The 21,963-nt window shown below is 45.2% G+C and carries 22 protein-coding genes and 1 tRNA gene; 6 read left to right on the forward strand and 17 right to left on the reverse strand.

Annotated elements, in window-relative coordinates; translation table 11 throughout:
- Window positions 1-507: 507 nt before the first annotated feature.
- From R7Q38_RS20160 to R7Q38_RS20225, 14 genes are all read right to left on the reverse strand, one after another.
- Window positions 508-1,662 carry a flagellin gene (locus R7Q38_RS20160; RefSeq protein ID WP_005382038.1) on the reverse strand — a complete coding sequence of 385 codons (1,155 nt, stop codon included), beginning with the start codon at window positions 1,660-1,662 and terminating at the stop codon, window positions 508-510.
- A 427-nt stretch (window positions 1,663-2,089) separates the two neighbouring features.
- Window positions 2,090-3,283 (reverse strand): flagellar hook-associated protein FlgL, encoded by a 1,194-nt coding sequence (gene flgL / locus R7Q38_RS20165; RefSeq protein ID WP_005382037.1) that lies wholly within the window; start codon window positions 3,281-3,283, stop codon window positions 2,090-2,092.
- Window positions 3,284-3,296: 13 nt separating this feature from the next.
- Window positions 3,297-5,237 carry a flagellar hook-associated protein FlgK gene (flgK, locus tag R7Q38_RS20170; protein ID WP_065274248.1) on the reverse strand — a complete coding sequence of 647 codons (1,941 nt, stop codon included), beginning with the start codon at window positions 5,235-5,237 and terminating at the stop codon, window positions 3,297-3,299.
- Window positions 5,238-5,397: 160 nt separating this feature from the next.
- Entirely contained in the window at window positions 5,398-6,324 is a 927-nt protein-coding gene (flgJ, locus tag R7Q38_RS20175; protein ID WP_042522768.1) for a flagellar assembly peptidoglycan hydrolase FlgJ, read from the reverse strand.
- 16 nt (window positions 6,325-6,340) lie between these two features.
- A complete protein-coding gene (locus R7Q38_RS20180; protein WP_005393118.1) occupies window positions 6,341-7,432 on the reverse strand; it encodes a flagellar basal body P-ring protein FlgI in 1,092 nt (363 codons plus the stop codon).
- A 43-nt stretch (window positions 7,433-7,475) separates the two neighbouring features.
- Window positions 7,476-8,255 carry a flagellar basal body L-ring protein FlgH gene (flgH, locus tag R7Q38_RS20185; protein ID WP_005382033.1) on the reverse strand — a complete coding sequence of 260 codons (780 nt, stop codon included), beginning with the start codon at window positions 8,253-8,255 and terminating at the stop codon, window positions 7,476-7,478.
- Window positions 8,256-8,285: 30 nt separating this feature from the next.
- Window positions 8,286-9,074: a flagellar basal-body rod protein FlgG gene (flgG, locus tag R7Q38_RS20190; RefSeq protein ID WP_005382032.1), complete on the reverse strand. Its 789-nt coding sequence runs from the start codon at window positions 9,072-9,074 to the stop codon at window positions 8,286-8,288.
- An 18-nt stretch (window positions 9,075-9,092) separates the two neighbouring features.
- Complete coding sequence (flgF, locus tag R7Q38_RS20195; protein WP_005382031.1) at window positions 9,093-9,842, reverse strand: flagellar basal-body rod protein FlgF; 750 nt, start codon at window positions 9,840-9,842, stop codon at window positions 9,093-9,095.
- A gap of 330 nt (window positions 9,843-10,172) precedes the next feature.
- The gene (gene flgE, locus R7Q38_RS20200) at window positions 10,173-11,486 is read right to left on the reverse strand and encodes a flagellar hook protein FlgE (protein ID WP_005382030.1); all 1,314 of its coding nucleotides are present in this window, start codon (window positions 11,484-11,486) and stop codon (window positions 10,173-10,175) included.
- A 30-nt stretch (window positions 11,487-11,516) separates the two neighbouring features.
- Complete coding sequence (flgD, locus tag R7Q38_RS20205; protein WP_005382029.1) at window positions 11,517-12,227, reverse strand: flagellar hook assembly protein FlgD; 711 nt, start codon at window positions 12,225-12,227, stop codon at window positions 11,517-11,519.
- Window positions 12,228-12,244: 17 nt separating this feature from the next.
- Window positions 12,245-12,658: a flagellar basal body rod protein FlgC gene (flgC, locus tag R7Q38_RS20210; protein ID WP_005393132.1), complete on the reverse strand. Its 414-nt coding sequence runs from the start codon at window positions 12,656-12,658 to the stop codon at window positions 12,245-12,247.
- Window positions 12,659-12,663: 5 nt separating this feature from the next.
- A complete protein-coding gene (gene flgB, locus R7Q38_RS20215; RefSeq protein ID WP_005382026.1) occupies window positions 12,664-13,059 on the reverse strand; it encodes a flagellar basal body rod protein FlgB in 396 nt (131 codons plus the stop codon).
- Window positions 13,060-13,362: 303 nt separating this feature from the next.
- Window positions 13,363-14,190, reverse strand: coding sequence for a CheR family methyltransferase (locus tag R7Q38_RS20220; RefSeq protein WP_005382024.1), 828 nt, complete (start codon window positions 14,188-14,190; stop codon window positions 13,363-13,365).
- An 11-nt stretch (window positions 14,191-14,201) separates the two neighbouring features.
- Complete coding sequence (locus tag R7Q38_RS20225; protein WP_005382022.1) at window positions 14,202-15,128, reverse strand: chemotaxis protein CheV; 927 nt, start codon at window positions 15,126-15,128, stop codon at window positions 14,202-14,204.
- A gap of 76 nt (window positions 15,129-15,204) precedes the next feature.
- Here R7Q38_RS20225 and flgA point away from each other — a divergent pair, with 76 nt between their 5' ends.
- The 3 genes from flgA (at window position 15,205) to R7Q38_RS20240 (ending at window position 16,835) form a co-directional block, all read left to right on the forward strand.
- Window positions 15,205-15,951 carry a flagellar basal body P-ring formation chaperone FlgA gene (flgA, locus tag R7Q38_RS20230; protein WP_005382020.1) on the forward strand — a complete coding sequence of 249 codons (747 nt, stop codon included), beginning with the start codon at window positions 15,205-15,207 and terminating at the stop codon, window positions 15,949-15,951.
- Between the two features lie 116 nt (window positions 15,952-16,067).
- Complete coding sequence (gene flgM, locus R7Q38_RS20235) at window positions 16,068-16,382, forward strand: flagellar biosynthesis anti-sigma factor FlgM (RefSeq protein WP_238854657.1); 315 nt, start codon at window positions 16,068-16,070, stop codon at window positions 16,380-16,382.
- Window positions 16,383-16,409: 27 nt separating this feature from the next.
- Entirely contained in the window at window positions 16,410-16,835 is a 426-nt protein-coding gene (locus tag R7Q38_RS20240) for a flagella synthesis protein FlgN (protein WP_005382015.1), read from the forward strand.
- 102 nt (window positions 16,836-16,937) lie between these two features.
- Here R7Q38_RS20240 and flgP read toward each other — a convergent pair whose 3' ends face one another.
- On the reverse strand, window positions 16,938-17,369 hold the full coding sequence (gene flgP, locus R7Q38_RS20245) for a flagellar assembly lipoprotein FlgP (RefSeq protein ID WP_005382014.1): 432 nt from the start codon (window positions 17,367-17,369) through the stop codon (window positions 16,938-16,940).
- A 9-nt stretch (window positions 17,370-17,378) separates the two neighbouring features.
- Window positions 17,379-18,017: a FlgO family outer membrane protein gene (locus R7Q38_RS20250; protein WP_005382013.1), complete on the reverse strand. Its 639-nt coding sequence runs from the start codon at window positions 18,015-18,017 to the stop codon at window positions 17,379-17,381.
- 169 nt (window positions 18,018-18,186) lie between these two features.
- Between R7Q38_RS20250 and R7Q38_RS20255 the strand changes: the two genes are divergently transcribed.
- From R7Q38_RS20255 to R7Q38_RS20265, 3 genes are all read left to right on the forward strand, one after another.
- On the forward strand, window positions 18,187-19,320 hold the full coding sequence (locus R7Q38_RS20255; RefSeq protein WP_005382012.1) for a flagellar assembly protein FlgT: 1,134 nt from the start codon (window positions 18,187-18,189) through the stop codon (window positions 19,318-19,320).
- A gap of 175 nt (window positions 19,321-19,495) precedes the next feature.
- Window positions 19,496-19,572 (forward strand) — tRNA-Arg (locus R7Q38_RS20260).
- 279 nt (window positions 19,573-19,851) lie between these two features.
- Window positions 19,852-20,358 (forward strand): hypothetical protein, encoded by a 507-nt coding sequence (locus tag R7Q38_RS20265; protein ID WP_005382011.1) that lies wholly within the window; start codon window positions 19,852-19,854, stop codon window positions 20,356-20,358.
- 114 nt (window positions 20,359-20,472) lie between these two features.
- Here the strand turns inward: R7Q38_RS20265 and R7Q38_RS20270 are convergent, their stop codons facing one another.
- Window positions 20,473-21,435, reverse strand: coding sequence for an OmpA family protein (locus R7Q38_RS20270; RefSeq protein WP_006743033.1), 963 nt, complete (start codon window positions 21,433-21,435; stop codon window positions 20,473-20,475).
- Window positions 21,436-21,963 lie beyond the last annotated feature (528 nt).

Here is a 21,963-nt window from a genome sequence, read left to right on the forward strand (position 1 = left end):
TGGTGATTTCTCCAATTGATTTTCCGGTGTAGCGGTTTCCGACGTCTCGGAAAACCAAGTAGTTCTCTCAAAGTTACCTCTATTAACGACACCAAATTCAGAAGCTTTAGAAAAAAGTTTAAAAAAATAACATTGCGAGATTTAGCTAATAAAATTGAAGAAAAGTAAGAAAAAGTGCTCAAGTTTCCACAAATCGAGCCGAGAGGGCTAAATTGTATAGAAAACCAGCAAAAGGAAACAATTAAAGGTAAGTTCGCAGACGATAGACGTGAAAATTAGAAAAGAAAAAGCCCCTTTTCCTTTGAGAGAACTGGGGCTAGGTTGGTCGCCAGAGCCTATGTGGAGATCAAGAGAAATGAACACATTTCCGGCATACCGAGTGCAACTTTACATTGAAAATGATTGGCAGGTGAGAGATGAGAGAGCCGCTCATTCTATTGTAAAGTTGCTTGCCAAAAGCCTGCATTCCCATCCACGTCTGAATGTATTGAGTACAGGCTAAGTAAACTACTGCAATAGTGACATTGCAGAGTTTGGCAACTGTTTCGCTTGAGCAAGAATCGATGTACCTGCCTGTTGCAAAATTTGTGCTTTGGTCATTTGCGTGGTTTCTTTCGCAAAATCTGTATCTTTAATTCGGCTGTTCGATGCGTCAACGTTTTCTTGGATATTCGCCAAGTTGTTGATGCTGTGACTCAAACGGTTTTGCTTCGCACCTAAGTCTGCACGTTGCGAGTCTACGTATTTCAGTGCCGAATCCAGCACAGAAATCGCGTTTTGAGAACCTTGTACCGTGGTCATATCAATATCTTGTACTGACGTTCTGATAGGTTCATCACTCAGGCCAAGCTCAGATGCTAATCCACCAGAAATGGAAATCTCGCCCTGAACGTTTGGATGCGCGACAAAAACTTGCAACTTGCCATCTTCACTTACAGACGCATTAATCATATCAGACTGACCATTAATGTAAGTGGCAAGCTCTTCGATGTCGTCGCCCGCTTTGGCATTAATGTTGATTTCTAGATCATCAACATTGCCGTCTTCGTCTTCACCCATACCTGGTAGCGTGATCTTCAAGTCAGATTTAGCTGGGTCAACGCTCCAGTTTTTATCTTTACCATTTTCAGATAAGAAGGTCACACCGCCCATGCGAGTATCGTCCGCACGAATGCTGGTGAGTCCCATGATCATTGCTTCACCTGAGCTCGCACCAATCTGGAATGCTGCTTCACCGAATGAGCCGTTCAATAGACGACGACCACCAAATGAAGTGGTTTCTGCAATACGGTTTAGCTCGTCAATCAATGCCATTGACTCTTCGTTGATCGCCTGACGCTCAGCTGGAGAGTTAGTACCGTTCGATGATTGAATCGCAAGGTCACGCATTCGTTGCATGACAGAGGTTGCCTCATTCATCGCACCTTCAGCGGTTTGTGCAATCGAGATACCATCGTTCGCGTTACGCATTGCGACATCTAGGCCACGAGACTGTGCAGTTAAGCGGTTAGAGATCTGTAGACCTGCCGCATCATCTTTTGCACTGTTAATCTTATGTCCTGAAGATAAGCGCTCCATCGACGTGTTTAATTCATCAGTCGCTTTGTTTAGGTAACGCTGCGCGGTCATCGCGGAGACGTTAGTACTAACTGTTACAGCCATTTTGCTCTCCTGTTGAGTTCGCAAGCTTTTGCGAAGCGGCCAGCTTTACTCTCATTTGGATAAGCACTGACCGTAAAAGTTACTTGCTAAATCTGCCTTAAACGCAGGGTTTAGAATCTCTAAATCTGTTCTGATATTTTCAATACAATTTGTGTGCCAACTTTCGTAAATTATTTAACCACTTTTAAAAGAATCAAATAAACAATAAGTTAGCTTTATCATTAAGCTATTTCCGGTTTGTCAGACTCATCTTAGCCCAAGAGTATTGAACGCTGCCCTGTTGCCGCCCGACTTGCCTCCCGCATCATTGCCGCTTTGGGTAAAATCGTGCCGCATGACATCTCAGACTCCCAGGTTACGTCGACTTATCGCGCTTAAGGCTTTGCACATAAGGCATCAAAATCAGACAATGTGTATGAGTGTCATACTAGATGTAGTTAAACAACGTTAGATCTTTGGTCTTACCGAATGCTTGTTGCGATGCCTGTAACGCTCGCGAGTTTTCACTGAACTCGATCACGGCTTTGGAGTAATCCAAGTCCTCAAAGTTGCTCTTCGCTTTTGCCAGAGACAAATTAAAGTCTTCATGATTTTGCTCTTGGATATCCAGCGTACTCAATCGAGCACCGGCATCTGTACGCGCTTTATTCAAATGGATAAAAGCAGCGTGGAATTCTTCTGTCATTTGGTGCAATTTGGCGGTCGCCGACGTATCCGAAACCGATTTGTCTGACCATGCCATTGCATCCTTGAAGGTATCGAAAATGCTGAACTCTGCCCGCTTTTCGATCTCAATGCTGTCACCAGGCGTAATTTGGCCTTTTACGTGCACTTTCAGGCCTTTGTATTCAATCCCTTTCTCTGGAGAAAACTCATCGGCATCTACTACCTTACCGTTGCGCTCTAATTGGTAACCAAATTTGCCGTTATTCATATCGACAAATGTCACGCGATACGCCGCATCATCCTTCGCGTCAACGTTAGTGGCTTTGTTTAGCAACAGCTCAGAGCCGTTTTGTAGATCGTAATTCGGCTGATAGTCGCCAAATGGGTTTGGTATCTCCATAAACAGCTTGCTGCCAGGATCGTTCATTGGCATCTCAAGCATGCTAGAGACTTTCATTTTGCGCTGATAATCGTCTCCAGCGTACTGAACACTACCGTCTTTATCGCGATAGAATGGTTGACTTTTTGGCTTAGTGCCCGCAAACACGTAGTTACCAGATTCATCTTGCGAGTTCACTAAGTTAAGGAAGTTGTTCGCAATCTCTTCTAACTCACGCTTCTTTGCTTGTCGGTCTTCAGCAGAAAAGGCACCGTTAATCATCTCCATCGTTAAGCGCTTCGACTCGTCGGCAAAATTCTCCGCATTGGCGATATTAACTTCGTGGTTTTCTAGACGATTACGCACCAACACTATCGAGCTAAGATATTGTTGTAGCTGTTCTTGTTGCTGACTAATGTTTTGGATGTAATGCGCAGCGAGGGGGTCGTCACTAGGTTTCAGTAACTTTTTCCCTGAAGCAAGCTGCTCTTGGTTGTGGTGAACCTTATTCTCTTGACGGCGCAGATCATTTTGTACGGACTGATAGTTATGGAAACTAGAAATTCGGGTTAGCACTTATCTCTTCTCCTTACCTCAGTTGTAAAATGGTATTGAAGGTATCATTCGCCGCTTGCATCACGCGTGATGAAGCCATGTACGCTTGTTGAAACTTCATCATGTTGGCCGCTTCTTCATCGAGGTTAACACCAGAAATAGAAGCAACGCGCTCTTGCGCCGCTTCATGCTCTAAACGAGCGACGGAGGCTAAACGGTTTGCTGTAGAAGACTTCAGTCCAACTTCGGTATTGAGGTTATGATAAACATCGATCAAGGTACTGGATTTTCCATCCATCATCTTGTCTGTTTGGATCTTCTGCATTTTTCTCAAGTTGCCGTTACCACCTTCAGAAGGCACCAAGTTTGCGGTGAATTTATCATTCATCAGTGCGCCTTCGCTCAACTCAAACACGGTTGCATCGCCGTTTTTATACAGCGGATGGCTTTTCGGCACTGAGATTTCAATCATCGGGTTATCTTTATCTAACGGGTATGAGTATTTGTCCGATAGTAAATTACCCTTGTTATCCGTGATCTTTAACCACGGCTTATCATGCTTCTCGTCGGCTGGTTGTACGGTAACCTCAAACTCTTTAACATCCCCCGCCTCACGAATTTTAAACTTGGCGTTACCTTGGGCAAAAGTGGTTGAGGCTTCATAACTTTGTGCGGCAATAGCTTTTGCGTCATTGGTTTCCATCTTTATGATGGCTGCACCACTTCTCGTTGGGCGTAGCAATACGCGCTCACCGGCGGCAAGGCCTTCACCAATTTGCACTTTCATACCATCCAGAACAAACGACGAATCCGAACGGTCGATGTTCAACGACATTTGCTCACCTTTCGGTGTTGTCACGCTGTATTGGTCGCCATCATAACGCAGCGAATATTCACCACCTTTGATCGCGGAAATGTCCTCGATGTAAACCGCAACATCAGCTTGAGAGTCAGGCGCAGCAAAAACTCGAGATTTTGCCACCAGCTCAGAGTTCACGTCAGTAAATACGTCTTTACCTATCTTACCGTTGAGATCCAGACCTTGAGATTGCAGCTGATTAATTTTGTAGGAGAAGCCCGTTGCTAAACGGCCCATTTCATCTTGCAGTTGTGGGATGTGTTTGTCGCGCATTTCAAGTAAAGCGCCGATTTTGCCATCCATATCATCAGACTTGATCGCTTTAATGCCATTCCCTTCCACCATTGCTAATCGTCTTTGATGAACATCCGGATAGCCATCGATCATTTTAAGCTGGCTTGCTTCCGTGCCAGAAACAAGAGTGTGTCCATTGCCGATATGAACATTAAACCCTTCCGCATTTTTGCGTGGGGTTACGGTAACTTTGGTGTACTCTGACAGCTCAGTAACCAGCTTTTCATGCTGATCCATCAGGTCATTATGTGGGCCGGGAGTACGCATCATCAGTCGATGAATATCGCGAATTTCCAACGCAAGTTGGTTAACGCGCTCAATGCCCATATCCAATTTTTTATTGGTGACATCAGATTGCAGTCGCACGGTTTCGTGGAAATCATTTAATGTATCAGAGAAGATTTTCGCCTTTTCCAATACCACTTTTCGTGCCCCTAAATCGTTCGGGGTATCTGCCATGGTTTTTACCGCATCGAACCACTCATTCAGGTTCTCAGGAATTTTCTTCGATGCCACAGAGCTCAACATACTAGAGAGCATATCAAGATTGTCTTGGGTATCCGTTTTGTTGGCATTGTTGGTCGACGACAGGTTCAGTTCATTCACGGCAAACTGATCCCACGAGCGGCGAACATTTTCCACATGCACACCCATGCCGTAGGTAGAACCACCAAACATGCGCGGATCATTCGTGCCTTGGATAACAGACTGACGGCTATAACCCTCTGTATTAACATTAGAAATGTTATGACCAGTGGTGTTTAATTGTCTCTGAGCAGTAAGCACACTTTGAGTACCTACATTCAGAAGATCTGACGCCATACATGCCCCCGAAAACGAAATATAAATCGGCAAAACCGATCACCTAGACACATTAAAAGCAAAAGATGTGCCAAGTGATAGAAAGGCGTAGATGTTCAGATAAAGTGAAGGCTTGCACTATGGCAAGCCTTCGAGAACGTCATAAATTGTCGCAGAGACATTACATACTTTCGATTTTATCCTTCACCTGCAGGACTTTATCTGCGTAATTCGGATCGGTCGCGTAACCCGCACTGTGGATACCGCGAATAAACAACTCTGAATTTCCGCGTTTCTGCAATGCTGTCTCGTAACGTGGGTTGTCATTCAAAAATCGTACAAAGTCATTAAAGCTGTCTTCGTAACTTGAGTAGGAGCGAAACGCTGCCGTCTCTTTCACTGGCGTGTTATCGTGGAACTCTAAAGTTTGAGTCGTCACTTTGTCACCCTGCCAGCTTCGATCTGCTTTGATATTAAATAAGTTGTTGCTGCTGCCACGCGCGTTCTTCACGACCTTTTGTCCCCACCCCGTTTCCAAAGCGGCTTGCGCAAGTAGCAAAGATGGCTCGACACCTAGGGCTTTCGCAGCTTTCTCCGCGTATGGCTTCATCGAGTTAACAAAGGATTCTGGTGAATCGAATCGAGTGGGTTCATTGCTTGGTCGAGATAGTTGACCAGATTCAATCAAGCGCTGTTCAATCTCGCGCGCTTTTTTCGGGTCAACACGACGATATTCCGCAGCATTGTTTGCCGCATCACGCATAGCCGTTTCTTTTTTGTCGTTCCCTTGCCCAGCCGTTAATTGCTTAACAATCATATCGGCCAGTCCCATTGAACCAGACGAACTCAATTCACTCGCCATCTGTTCATCCAACATTTGTCGGTAGAACTTCTCGTTTTGGCTGTTCATCATGTTGGACTCAAAGCCCTCATTGGCTTCACGCATGGATTTCAACATCATGGAGGTGAAGATCGATTCGAACTGACGAGCAGCCGCATGCAATGCTTCTTGCTCGCCATCTTTTCCCTCTTTCACTGCTTTTTGACGCAGAGTATCCAGAGAACTGATGTCATGGATAAAACCAATGTCGTTAGGATTGTTCATTATACCTACCTCCTAACCATTAAATGATGATCAACTGGCCTTCAATGGCACCAGCTTGCTTCAATGCTTGTAAAATTGCCATCAAGTCCGAAGGCGCAGCCCCGACTTGGTTCACGGCACGGACCAAATCATCCAACGTTAAGCCTGGTTCGAACTTAAACATTTTGCCTTGCTCTTCGCTGACTTCGATATCCGAGTCTGGTACGACTACGGTTTGCCCACCAGAAAAGCCGTTAGGTTGGCTAACATTCAGGTTTTCTTTGATCGCAACCGTCATGCCGCCGTGCGTTACTGCTGCTGGTTTAAGACGCACATGCTTACCAACTACGATGGTGCCCGTGCGAGAGTTAACGATGATTTTGGCTGCACCATCTGCTGGGTCGAACTCTAGGTTTTCGATTGCCGATAAGAACGCAACACGCTGGCTGACGTCACGAGGAGCACGCACGCGCACTGATGTCGCGTCAACAGCGCTCGCCATTTGTGGGCCAAGGAAGTTGTTTACAGCATCCGCCATACGTTGAGCCGTTGTGAAATCTGACTCAAGCAAGTTGAACGTGATGTAATCACCACGACCAAATGGGTTTGGAATTTCTCGCTCTACTGTCGCACCACTAGAGATAAGACCAACGGTTGGATTGTTACCTACGATTTTAGAACCGTCAGCGCCTTCAGCACTGAAGCCGCTCACCACTAAGTTACCTTGAGCAACCGCGTAAACTTGACCGTCGAGACCTTTGAGGAACGTTTGTAGTAGCGTACCACCACGCAAACTTTTAGCACTTCCGATGGAAGAGACAGTCACGTCCACTTGCTGACCCGGTTTAGAGAAAGGCGGCAACTCTGCCGTAACCATGACTGCGGCAACGTTTTTAATTTTTGGCTTTGTGCCCGGCGGCATCTGAATGCCGAAGTTTTGCAGCATGGCGGCGAAACTTTGCTCTGTAAACGGGTTCGCTTCACCCGTACCCGGTAAGCCTGAAACCAAACCATAACCCACGAGTTGGTTGCTTCGTACACCTGCCACTTGCGCGACGTCTTTGATACGTGCGGCTTGGGCTACGGTAGAAAACAGAGCAACGCTCATCAGTACTAAAAGGAGTTTTTTCATGCTTACTTATCTCTTGCAGTCAAATTGCCGTCAGCACGGCGTGTTATAGCGCTACATTAAAGAATCGTGCCAAGAAGCCTGGCTCTTGCATATCTTGTTGCAAACCAGTGCCAGAGTACTGAATTCTTGCGTTAGAAACGCGATTTGATGCAATGGTGTTGTCGAAATTAATATCATCCGGACGAATAGTGCCACTTAAACGTATGTACTCATCACCCGTATTTAGCGTCATCCACTTCTCACCGCGGATCACGAGGTTGCCGTTTGCCAGTACTTCGATCACCTCAACAGTGATGTAACCACTGATGCTGTTGCTCTGTTTTGCAGAAGAGTCACCTGCAAATGAGTTGGAGTTGTTTAGGTCATAAGAGAAATTATATTTTCCGCCAATTTGCAGCTCTTCTCCGCCCACTTGAAGCGGGTCCATTTGCGCTTCATTGGTTTTCGATAAATCGGCATTTGCGCTTTTCGTCGCACTGGTTGTCTCATCCAGTGTTACGGTAATAATGTCGCCAATACCACGTGGTTTAGAATCGTCGTATAGATCGGTAATGTGCTCGGCGCTAAACAACGAACCTGTTGCAGCAGCGTAATGCTCAGGTTTGTTTTTCGGATGAATTGGAGCCCAAGCAGGGTCGCCAGCAACCGGATCGCTTCTACCACGTAAAGTATCTACAATACCGCTGCTCTCTTCTTTCGATTTATCGCCTTCTACTGCGTCGACCACAGTGGTTGCTTGTGTCACTTCATCCGTTTCAATCGGTTCCAACATGGCACAGCCCGACATCGTAGCAATCAAAGCGAGTAGGCAAATACGTTTCATCGTGAGCTCCTCAAATCTTGCTCTTAATCGTTACAATTGCTGGTTAACGAAGCTCATCATCTTATCGACTGACGAGATCACTTTTGAGTTCATTTCGTAAACGCGCTGGGCTTCGATCATATTGACCAACTCTTCTGTTACATTCACGTTGGACGCTTCCAGCATGGATTGACGAATTTCCCCCAAACCGTCCAAACCAGGAACACCCTCTTGTGGATCGCCACTGGCACCCGTTGGTAAGTAAAGGTTCTGACCAATTGGCTCTAGGCCACCCGGGTTAACAAAGTCTGTAATGGTTAGCTGACCAACGACTTGGTTGTCTTGCTGACCTCGGACGCGAACCGACACTTCACCATCCGTACCGACAGTAATAGAAATCGCATCTTCTGGAATCACAATTTCAGGCTCTACAGGGTAGCCAGAACCCGACGTGACTAACGTGCCTTCACCATTGAGCGTGAACTGACCGTTACGGGTATAACCGATGTTGCCGTCCGGCAATGTCACTTGGAAAAAACCGTCGCCTTCCACCATCATGTCCAGTGCGTTGGTCGTTGTCTGTGCATTGCCGTGCGTGTGCACTTTTTGCGTCGCAACCACTTTAGAACCCGCACCTAGCATCAAGCCACTTGGCAGTTCCGTGTTCTGAGATGACTGGCCGCCAGGCTGGTTGATGTTCTGATAGAACAAATCTTCGAATACTGCACGGCTCTTTTTGTAGCCGACAGTAGAGGCGTTCGCCAAGTTGTTCGAAATCGTGGCAATGTTGGTTTGTTGGGCGTCTAGACCTGTTTTACTTACCCATAGTGCTGGATGCATAGTGAACCTCTAACTCTGTTAACTCATACGAAGCAGTGAATCTGAAGATTTATCCATTTCTTCAGCTGTGCTCATCATCTTGACTTGCATTTCAAACTGACGTTGTAAGTCAATCAATGCGGTCATTTCACCTACGGCATTCACGTTACTGCCTTCTATCGCTCCCGTCTGGAGGCTAACAGTCGCGTCTGCTTCGTAAGGTTGGTTTGGAGTTTTATGGCGAAATAAGCCATTGGTGTCTTTAAACAAGCTTTGGTCATTAGGCTTAACAAGCTTAATGCGATCAACCGCTTGGAATTCTTCTGCCGGGGCACCTTGAGGAAGCACAGAGATGGTGCCATCCCGACCGATTTCAATTTTGGAGAGAGGAATAGGCAAAGTAATCGGCGCATCGTTTTCACCCAGCACCAAATGACCACTTGCGTTGGTAAGCATGCCATTTTGATCGACTTTTAGGTTGCCGTTACGGGTCAACCCTTCTTTCCCTGTGTGATCGAGTACCGATATCCAACCGCTGCCTTCAATCGTCACATCCAGATCACGCCCTGTTGTAATCACGCTACCTTGAGCAAAGTTATGCCCTGGACGCTCTGTCATGCTGAATACACGTGAAGGATGGCCTTCACCATAAGCCTGCATTGAGCGAGCCTGTGCTAAATCAGCCCGAAATCCGGTCGTGCTTACGTTAGCCAAGTTATTAGCGCGCAATTGTAGTGCCTGCATATTTTGCTTGGCGCCACTCATTGCGAGAAACAGTGCGCGATCCATAAATTACTCCAAAAAATCTCTCTGTACACGGAGTAAAAGCAATAGTTATGCCAAAATAAAAATAGACTTACTAATCAATACCTTGAATTAATAACAAACTATTAAAAGAGGTCAATAGAGGCAGAAAACTGTAACGAGAGGCAAGGTTTTGATCCATACGGCGGCAACAGCGGCAAATCGTAGATCAAAGCATGCTTAGCCTGAGTGAGGTGTATTCAGGCTAAGCATCAGATGAATGTCATGATGAAAGTGAACAAAGCGGTAATTACTAAGAAGCAACCACACGCCATTGCTTACTCAAGCAGAGTATCGAATGACCCAGCTAGTGCTCTAGCGGATCTGTAAGATATTCTGTTGTAGTTGGTTGTGTACTTCTAGCGAACGTGAGTTTGCTTGGAAGTTACGCTGAGCAGAGATCAGGTCCACCAACTCCTGAGTCATATCAATGTTTGACTGTTCCAGCATACCGTTATTGATGGTGCCGAAAGAGCCTTTATTTGATTCACCCCAGATCTTGTCACCAGAGAACTGCGTTGAATCCCATTGAGTGCCGCCTTTCTTATCCAGACCTTGCTCGTTTGGAACACGTACGAGAGCAACACGACCCAATGTAACGTTTTCACCGTTTGAGTAAGTCCCCAATACGCTGCCGTTTTCATCGAAGTCAACTTTGGTTAGGAAGCCCGTTGTTGCACCGTCTTCGTCAAACTTAGTTAGTTCGAACGGAGCCGCAAACTGTGTTGCTGAGCCTAAGCCGAAGTTAAGCGTCTGCGCAGGATCAGCACCATTCATATCGACTGGTGTCGTATTCGTCGCTGGATCGCCCAGAGCCACAGAAGTGATTGGCTGACCATTGTTCAAGCTCGCCAACGTACCATCGTTGTTGAACTTCATGGTATGCCCCACATGACCTGTTGGCGTTTGCGCATCACCAGCCGCAACATTTAAAGGCTTTTCACCTTCTTTATCTGTCACGGTGTAGTAAGTGTTCCATGTATTTGGCTGAGTCTGATCTTTCAAGTAATACGTCGTTAGCTTGTAAGACTGACCCATCGAGTCATAAATTGTCGAAGAGGTTGAACGGTTGTATGTATCTGGGTCTGAAAAATCAAACTGCGTTGGATCTTTCAAATCGCCGTTCGCTGGCAAGTTCACACCCACTTCAATGTTTGCTGTTTGTTTTGGCTTACCAAATTCAGCAGGAATATTGATGGGTTGTGGCTCGTATGAAGAAACCTCACCAGAGCTTGGGTCCACTTGGTAACCTAATAAGAACTCGTCGTTCGCGGTCACCATGTAGTTTTCTTTATTTAAGTGAAATGCACCATTACGTGTCAGTTCATTCTGTTGTGGAGTTAGACGCTCTTTCGCTACAGCGAAAAAACCTGTCCCCGAAACACGCAAATCCATTGGGTTGTTGGTGTAAATGCTAGAGCCTTCATGGAACTGCTGTGCCACTTGGCTTGCTTGTGCACCACCACCCGGTGTGGTTTTTGCGTTAGTAAATAAAGAGTTAGAGTAGACATCAGCAAACTCAGCACGGGACTCTTTAAAGCCGTAAGTGTTGGCGTTCGCAATGTTGTTACTGGTGGTGTTCAAATCCAGTTGGGCGGCGGACAAACCGCTTAAAGATACATATGACATTCCAAAATCTCCTAATCTAGCGAGCTATGACTACGCTTTGCCGACTTCCAATACTTCTGCAAGTCGAACTGGCGATTCAAAACCAGCCAGATTGAGTAATACGTTTCCGTCACCTTTGCCAAGCAATACGCTGTTTACGTTGGCATACGTCGATACTGGGAACTCTTGCGACTCCCCCTCAACTAAGCCAGACGCTTTCACTTTGTATTTGCCAGCTGGCAGTGGATTTCCGCTTTCATCTTTACCGTCCCAAAGCACACGCGTGTCGCCGGCTGGTTTCGCCCCTACCTCAAAGGTACGAACCAGTTGGCCAGCTTCATCCTCTACACGAACAAACAGATTATCGATAGATTGTGAAAGCTTAACCATTGCCGCCATTGGTGCGTCGTCCTGCTTCACACCTGCTGCTCCTGGGACCAATACGTCACGCCCTACCAAAGAGGAAGCTTGTAACGCTTGATTTGATGTCATTGACGAATTCAAACTCTCAAACTGAGTGTTCATCTTGCCAATGCCATCAACGGTCGCAAATGAAGCCATTTGCGCAATCATCTGGTCATTACTTACCGGCTTAAAAGGGTCTTGCTGAGACAGTTGCTTCGTGAGCAATGATAAGAAGTCTTCCTGTTTTAGATCCTGCTTACCCGTGCTCTCTTCCGCTTTCTTGTTACTCTCTTGTAGACTTTTAAGCTGGTCGATATAGGACAAGCCGCTTTGACCAACGTTGTTAATTCCGGCCATACGCTACCCCCTTATCCTTATTGACCCATCTGCAGCGTACGCAGCAGCATTTGTTTACTAGAATCAGCGACCTGTACATTAGTTTGGTATGCACGAGAAGCTGAAATCATGTTTGCCATTTCTTCCATTACATTGACGTTAGGCTTGTAAATGTAGCCTTCTTCGTTTGCAAGGGGATGGTCTGGGTTGTACTCCGCACTCAGCGGTTTATCACTTTCTACAATACCCATCACTTTCACTGGCACCGTATCACCGCCACGCATGGCGTTACTTAACTCTGCACCAAACACTGCATGACGCGCTTTGTAAGTGTCTTTCGCAGAGCTGCTGACACTGTCGGCGTTCGCCAAGTTGCTTGAGGTAGTATTCAGACGAACGGATTCAGCGCTCATTGCGGAACCTGTCACATTGAAAACGTTAAATAAGCTCATCTAAATTATTCCCCTTTGATTGCTTTGGTTAAGTTCTTGAATTTGCTGCCTAGAAAGTCGAGTGATGCTTGGTGTCTGATTTGGTTTTGCATAAACAAGTTACGCTCTAAATCCAAGTCTACCGTGTTGCCATCTCCCGTATCTGGTTGCGTAGGAAGACGATATAACTTGTCCCCAACCAACGTTGTAGTGGCAGGAATATGCCGACCATCTGTGCGACTAAGACCAATGCTTGCCCCAGATGTTGCCGCTTGCAATTCCTTCGCAAAGTCTAAACCTCTTGCTTTGTAACCAGGCGTGTTTGCTTGTGCGATGTTGGTGGAAATCACCTCTGCATTGCGCTCACGTACGCCCACCGTGTGCTGGTGGATGCCTAGTGCATTGTCAAAAGATATAGCCATGTTTGCCTCTACAATTAAGAACTGACCGTGATTGATAACCAAAAAGCAATTAGCATGCCAAAACCTAAAGCATTACACCAACCTAGTGGTTACCGTGAATTGAAATAGCAATAAGTGAGCCAAAGTAACTGGAATGTCATGTCGTATCACTTTGCTCACTTAATAAAGATACACCGTGTTGAGGGCACAAGGCAAAAACGCGCTTCAACTAATTGAGTGATACATGAAGCGCTCGGCGCAGAAAGGTAACAAACAAAAAAGCCTGACACGAAGTCAGGCTTTTCTATCAATGAAGAGATACCGCTATTTAAGCTTGTAAATGATGCCCGGATTACAGCGCACCATTTCAAATTTATCAGTCAGACCAGTTAGCGACTCTGATGCCCCTAACAGCAAGTAACCACCAGGGTTTAAACTGCTCGCCATTTGGTTAAGCACTTTAGATTTCATTTCTGGAGAAAAGTAAATCAACACGTTACGACAGAAAATGATGTCGAACTTACCCATCAGTGCGTAACTGTCCATCAGGTTTTGTGGACGAAAGTTCACCAAACGCTTGACGTTATCTTTGACTTTCATGCGACCACCGTCCGCATTTTCAAAGAAGGTGCGACGACGTTCTGGTGAAAGCCCGCGACCCAAAGCCAAGTTGTCGTACACCCCTGCACGACACATCTCGAGCATACTTGCCGAAATATCTGTGGCTGTAATGGACACGTTTGGTAACAAGCCCGGCTTGCGCTGTTGCGTTTCCAGGATCGTCATTGCAATAGAATACGGTTCTTGGCCCGATGAACTGGCAGCAGACCAGATCTTAATTGGGCGCTTACTTGCCGCTACTTCTGGCAATAATTTGTCAGCTAAAACCGTGAACGGATAAGTATCTCGAAACCACAAGGTTTCGTTAGTCGTCATCGCATCCACAGCGGCGACTCGTAATTCTCGATTACGCCCTGTAACAACATCACGTAGCAAATCTGATAACGATGCGAGCTTAAACTTCGTCACTAAAGGACTCAGTCGGCTACGCACGAGGTATTGCTTGCTATCACCTAACACGATGCCACATTGCGATTCTAGAAAACGGCTAAAGTCACGATACTCTTGATCACTGATTGTAATAGCAGTCATTAATGTCTCTTTTATTGTGTTAATGCAGATTTAACCGCGTTACCCAACTCATCTGGGTTAAATTTCGCAATGAAGGTGTTGGCACCTACACGCTCAACCATAGCTTGGTTGAATACACCACTTAATGAAGAATGGAGGATAACATAAAGGTCTTTCAAATCGGCATGTCTGCGAATTTCAGCCGTTAAGGTATAGCCGTCCATTTCTGGCATTTCAATATCGGAAATAACCAACGAAATTTGATCGTAGATATTGCCTTCTTGAGCCATTTCAATCAACTTATTGTACGCTTCTTTGCCGTCTTTGACAGATACGACCTCAAAACCGATGGATGTAATCGCACGCTCTACCTGTTTACGCGCGACCGTCGAGTCATCAGCAATCAGTATGCGGCGTACAATAGGCTTTTCTTGCTCTGCTTGTGCGATTTCTTCGCCAATAGCGGAATCCATCGTTTCATCAACTGGCGCAATTTCTGCCAGGATTTTTTCAACGTCAAGGATTTCAACCAGCTCATTGTCAATGTTTGTCACGGCAGTCAAATAGTGCGCTTTACCTGCGCCGTCTGGCGGTGGCAAAATCGCTTCCCAATGCATATTGATAATACGCTCAACCGATGATACCAAAAATGCTTGGATCGTACGGTTAAATTCTGCAATAACAACAAAACATTTATCTAAATCAGTGGTTGGGCGGCCACCAATTGCCAGGCTCAAATCAATAACGGACACGGTATGGCCGCGGATATGAGCGATACCTTTAACCAGAGGGTGTAGATTTGGCATTGAAGTCAGCTTAGGGCACTGTAGTACTTCTTTCACTTTGAATACGTTAATGCCGTAGCGCTGTCGGCCCATCAGTCGAAAGGTCAATAATTCCAATCGGTTCTGACCGACGAGTTGCGTACGCTGATTCACCGAGTCAAGAATCCCCGTCATATGCTCATCTCCATCTCAAACTTTTTGTTTTTAAATGATACTCTACCACTGGCAAGCACGATACCAGGGAGACAGTATGGCGTATTTCACTTTCACTTCGACACCATTGACTATGACAATATGTAGAGCGCTAATTACAAAGTACGCTAAGTCTATCGGCATTTTGCTCAGTATGTTTAGCTTTTTTGTTCATTCAGCTTCAGATAATCAGATCGAGCAAATAAAAACAGCAGCAGAACAACATATTCTTGCTACGGTTGATCAGCCTGATGGTGGCGAGCTATCTGTTAATGCGGCAGAGATCGACTCGAGAATAAAAGCAACGGATTGCCCTGTTCCGTTAGATACATCTGCCTCTTCCACCAGCAGCACGAGAAGTAACATCAATGTGTTAGTGGAATGCCAACCGGATGACTGGAAAGTCTATGTCCCTGTGAGGATCTCGGTATCAGTACCAATGATCGTCGCGACACGAACACTAGGGAGAGGAGAAATCGTCAGCGCATCGGATGTTACCACTTCCATGATCGAGCTACAGCGCTTTCGTAAAGATGGATTTTCTAGCTACGATCAAGTGGTTGGGGCAAAGCTAAAGCGTAATGTTCGCTTAGGCGATGTCGTAGAGAGAAATGATGTTTGTGTGGTATGCCGAAATGAAAAGGTCATTATCAAAGCGGTGAATTCTGGCATGACGATCACAACGCAAGGCACAGCATTGCAGGATGGTTCAGCTGGCGATCAAGTAAGAGTGAAAAATGATAAGTCACAACGTATAATAGAAGGCATAGTGACTGACATTGCGGAAATCACTGTTAATTTTTAATACCCACTGGTAGCGTGTTTAAACTGATCAATAAAAATGCAAAAAATGACTAAAGTTATTTTTGCGCTGGTCGATAGTCTGGATACCAGTATTACGATACAAGGCAAAGGTTAAACATGGCAGGTATAGATAATATACGTTCAGGGCAAATGATGACGACAACAAGTCGCGCACCTGCACGTAACGATTCCAATGCTACCAGCACGACAGAATCAAAAAAGGCGCCAGCGCAACAAGACGTAGTATCACTCAGCCAGCAAAGTAAAGCCGTCAGTAAACTCCAGAAGGATATGGCAGCTTCTCCGGCATATGACAGCGCCAAAGTTGCAGCAATCAAAGAAGCTATCACAAACGGTTCATACAAAGTCGATCCTGAAAAATTGGCTGACAACATGATTAAGTTTGAAAACGAATTGCAAGGCAAAAGCTAACTGACTTAGGCCGAAGGTAAGTATTTTATGGCAGCATTAGTCGATCTCGTTAATTTCCAGCTAGAAAATGCTAAGGCACTTTCCGCTGTTTTACGCCAAGAAACACAAGCAATCACGGCGCGTGTCTCTACCGAGATTGAGAACATTGCCAAACAGAAGATGACGCTCATTGATCAGCTCAGAACAACTGATCAGCGAATCGCCTCTCACCCGCACGTCAATCAACTTACTGAAGATGAGCACCTAAGTCAGGTTGTTGCTCAAATCCAATCGATCGTCCTCGACTGTCAACAAGTTAACCAAGTAAATGGCGAATCGCTTAGTCGCGCACAGCTGAGCTTCAATAAACTCAACAACATGCTTCAGCGAACTCATGGCAAAGTTGGCATGACCTACAATGCGGGCGGAAAAACCCACACCATCTCGACGCTTGGCACCAATATAAAAGCTTAAACGTCACTCCTACCCTCAATTCCCGCGCTCACGTAGATATAAAAAAGCGACTCATTGTTACCAATAAGCCGCTCAAAAAGATTATCTGTCTAGTGAAATGGTTTAAAACAAGGTTTGCTGACGCTTCTCAGGCACCTGCTGAACTTCTCCATAATCACGTAGCTTATCCATCTTACGGATATCCAGACGCAGCTCAGTCACATAACTGTCTTCAACAAGATAACTACGCACAACTTCTGCACCACGAATTACACCATCGACGGCACCAGTGGTGCTTTCAATACCCAAACGCTGGTCTTGCAGCTCTGCACGTCCACTAACACGCATGCCATAAACTTGCTCTGCTAGCTCACGATAAGCATCAATTTTTGATGCGCGCATTGCTCGTACACGCTTTTCTTCTACTGTGCGGCCTGTTTGCTCACTGACGCTGGCGTAGCCCACCGCCACTAAGATTTCATCTTGACGCATCTGTTGTAATGGCTGACACCCAACCAATATCAGTGTGGCAACAATAAATAATAACTTCTTCATACTTCTATCCTATGGACGGAGAATCACAGTGTACGGCTGACGAATGGTAGGGTCAGAACGAATCAACACACCATCTTGTGTGCGGATGCTATTTAACGTATCTAAGTCACGCCCAATACGGTCAGCCGGAAGGAAACCTTGCGCTGTCGCTACAACTACACGGCTTTGCATGCCAACCACGCGTGCATTGACAAGCACTCCCCCCTCTTGGCGCAGCATCGTTCCGGTCAATACATACTGAATTTGCTGCTCTTGAGCTAAATCTTGCCAATCACGACTTAAAGCAAAATCGCCCTGTTGCGTCACTTGAATAGAGCCCGTAGTTTTGAAATCAACCACTTTAAACCCTCGGCGCTGAAACTGATGGATAAAACCTTCAGAGACCGAGTTACCTAACCAGTTTGTTGCATCCATATTTTGTAGATCAACAAACGAGGTAATCGCAATCGGTGTCCGCGCTGATACTGCCACATTAGAAACCATCAGGTCTTCTGTCATGCTCTCAATGAAAAAGTCCATCGTATGACGCGGACTATCCATCAGCATGAACTGGCTTCCCGAGTACGGTTCTTTACCATTGTAAATCGGTGAGTACGCGCACGATGTCAGAAGCGTCATCATCGATGCAGCGACAAGCCACTTTTTCATGGTTTGATTCTCCAGATAATCTTAGGTGATACCGTTCTTTATTAATTCCTTTCCAAGAAAGTGAATATTGGAACAGTCTTTGCTTTTCTTTGTTTGCCTAACGAAGAAAAACCCACCAAACTTCACTGAATTTGTTAAAGCAATATTTATACCCGAACGGTTGTAACCAATGAAAAAAATATTAAACAGTCTGTTTTCAATCACTTTAGTGATGCTTGTGCCTTTTAAGGTAATGGCATCTTGGTATGAAGTCACAGGCGTTGCCACCATCGTTTCTTCAGAAGAGACGGCAAGGCTCCATGCGTTGGAAGACGCGCTGTTCAAAGCCGTCAATTTTTCGGGCGCAGATATTGGCAGTATTAGCAACTTGATGCCGCTATTAGAAGAAAGCCGCAACGAATACCAGTTTACCAATCATGAAGTCCGTTACATTTTGGTCGAGTCTGAACGCAAACGTCGCGGTAAAGTCGAGGTAAAAATCCGCGTTGATATTTATCCATCGGCAACGGGTTGCCACACCGATCAATACAAAAAGACAATGCTGGTCGGCAATATTGAGGTCGCATCACCACAACAAGCAGTGATGGGACAAATTTATCAAGTTGGTGACGATTTTAGCCACGTAGTGAACCGTCAACTTGATCAAACCTCACGCAGCTTTGTGTCTGTTGGTACAACGGACTACTCAATAAGCAGCAACTATCCTGCTCGCACTCAAATGATCGCGCAAGACAATGGCGCACAATACATCATTGGAGGGGTCATCACCGATCTCACTGCAACGGTCGAATCTCAACTATTGCAAGATGACATCATCAATCGTCAGTTTGCATTGGAAATGAAAGTATTTGATGGTAAAACTGGCCATGAAATCTTCAACAAAGCCTACCGTGAGGTCGCGCGTTGGCCATTTGCTAAGACGAGTCAAGTGGACACTCGTAGTGCACGTTTTTGGGCATCGACCTATGGCGAGATGATGCTTCGCGTTAGTCGCAATATTATGTTGGATCTGGAGTCGGAGCTGTCTTGCAAAATTACACTGCCAGAGGTTGTGGCAGTCTTCGGTAATACCGTAACGATGGATCTCGGCCGTATGCACGGCGTAAAAGAGGGAGACAAATTGCAGCTTTGGCACACCGCGTCGTTTATCGACCAAAATGGATTGCCAAGAAACAAAGTCTCGCAAAGCGAAATTACATTAACGGTATCACGCATATACGAACACGAAGCGGAACTGACGATTGATCAGCCAAATTTAGCATCTAGCGTTCAAATTGGCGACGTAATGAACAAGATCCTATAAAAGCAAACATTAAGTCTTGAGATATGCTCACTTTTGAATATCATAGGCAGCGCATCTTATTTGATTATACCAATGACCGTAGCGAATCGTTCAACGTGATGCTGATACAGATCTGGTAGATTGCTAGATTTGAACTCAGTAAAACAGTGCAATGAACTGCAACTATTGGTATTACGCCCCCATGGCACAGCTGGATAGCGCAGTCCCCTCCTAAGGGACAGGTCGTAGGTTCGAATCCTACTGGGGGCGCCATATCATAGCCTTAGCTCCCACTTGAGCTAAGGCTTTTTTGTATCTTCAATTTCAAGCCTCGCACTGCTCCCCCTAGTACACCGTGTTAGATAATCTTCCCAGTAATCAATATGATCGGATCGGGTGTTTCGGTTACGGGATAAAGCCTTCTACTGATCTGACTTCTTCCCCTTGAAATCATTTCAACAAGCCCTATTTACAGTTTTGTATTTTATTACTTTAATTATCTATGAGTTTTGCTTACCCTTTTAGCTATTAATAAAATTATTAGTTAGCACTATGTCTAAGAGCAATTTAATAACTAACACTGGACACCGCTTTATTTCTAAAGGCAAGACAGCCTTTAAGATACATATCCATACCCCCGAGGATACGGTACTACACCGCTCGGTAGGATTTGTTCGTATTGGAGAAAAGAAAGGCTTACAAAAAGCCATTAAGCTGAGAAACGAGTTAGGCCGGCAAATGTGGGGCAAATTCTGGCGACGTCTTTTGAAAGACCCTTACCTAATGACCAGGCTTCCACATAGCGTTGAGCCTAAAATCGTTCACAAGCCTAACCCTACTCTTGAAAACCCTGACAACCGAGATACGTGTTACATCGCCAAGTGGCGAGAGTTCAATGATGACGGTGAGTATAAATATAAAACGGTGGTTCGCTCTATTAGTAAGTACGGCAAACTTGCCGCCTACATGCAAACCAAAAAAGCGTTGTTAGAAGCACATAAAGATAACTTGGAGATCCTGACATTTATGGGGCGTTTAAACAGCATTGATCTTAAGTAATACCTAGCCACTTTGAACATTTCAGTCAGTTTTTAAAGAGAAATAAAAAGCCCCAAAGAGCGAACTCTTTGGGGCTTTCAGCTTCAGTCTTCTATACTACGGTCGAATAGGAGCTTATTGCTGAACTTGGTATTCAAATTCTGGAACAACGATTTCTACGCGACGGTTTTGTTGACGACCTTCACGAGTGTCGTTTGAAGCGATTGGGTTGTTTTCACCTTCGCCACGAGCTTGGATACGTGATGAATCAATACCTTTTTCAACGAGCGCGTTAGCAACAGACTCAGCACGTTTTTCAGAAACCTTTAGGTTGTAAGCTGCTGGACCAGACGTATCTGTGTAACCTACAACTTCAACGTTCGCTTGTGGGTGCTCGTTTAGGAAAGCAACTAGGTTATCAAGTTTTGCAGCGCTCTCTGGTTTTAGAGTTGTGCTGTTTAGATCGAAGCTACCTGTGCCAATTGTTTGAGTTTCGAATGTTTTCGTAACTACAACTGGCTCTTCTACCACTTCTTCTACAACCACTTCTTCAACAACAACTGGCTCTTCTACGATTACTGGCTCATCGTTGCCGCCGAATTTGAAAGAAACACCTAGTGTTGCAGTGTTACCTGTCGCACGAGTTACATCGTTGCTGATGTCAGTCAGTGTTTGGTATTCCGCACGAGCTGTTACGTTTTGGCTTAGGTTGAATTCAAGACCAGCTGCGCCTAGGTAAGAGTAATCATCTTTGCCATCAAACATTACGTAAGCGCCACCCACTTTACCGTAAAGTGCGATGTCTTCAGTGATTGGTAGGCTAAATTTAGGAGCAAGAGTGATCGCTTCTACGTGGCCACCGAAAGAAGTTTGGTTAAAATCACCGATGTTGTCGAAACCCGCTTCTACTGCGAAGTATTTATTCATTTCGTAACCAACAAAAGCGCCAAGAGTAGAATCGTCTTTGTCACAAGCCTGGCCCGCTACACACGCGTCTTCCATCCATGACTTACCCATCTTACCACCAACGTATACTTCTGCTTGTGCTGCTGAAGCCATAAGTAGAGACGCTGAAATTACCGCTGCTAATTTTTTCATTATTGATTCCTCTAAAGAAGTTCTTTTGTTAGATGCCGAAATGCGCCGTCTGACTGACGTTGTATTTCAATTCTTTTTATTCATTCCTTGAGTGAGATACTTAGTCAGCTTCTTTTTATGCACATGCATTTTTTTTATGGAAGCAACTTACGTACATTTCCTGCTCAGTGATACATATCGCCATCTCGGTATCGCTGACGGGATGAACTATAACGCTAAGAAATCGCGAGAAAAATCCCAATTCTGTCAATTTATTGTCATCAAAAATCTCGACAACATGTGATCTTAAGCAAAAAAATCCCCACGCAATCACGACGCAAACGTTTGCTTTATTTTTTGGAACAACATAGCTAAAGCAAAGGTTTTTCTTAAAAATGAGACAAACAAAATGGAACTTTAAGGAACATGGATAAAAATCAATCAGATATTTGATATATAATCGCTCGTTTTTTATTCATGCCAACGATATTTGGATTAAAAAATCTTATCCATATTGAGGTAAATTACAGGTGAAACCATCTCTTCATT

The organism is Vibrio sp. Vb0598, assembly GCF_033338935.1.
Classification (GTDB): domain Bacteria; phylum Pseudomonadota; class Gammaproteobacteria; order Enterobacterales; family Vibrionaceae; genus Vibrio; species Vibrio alginolyticus.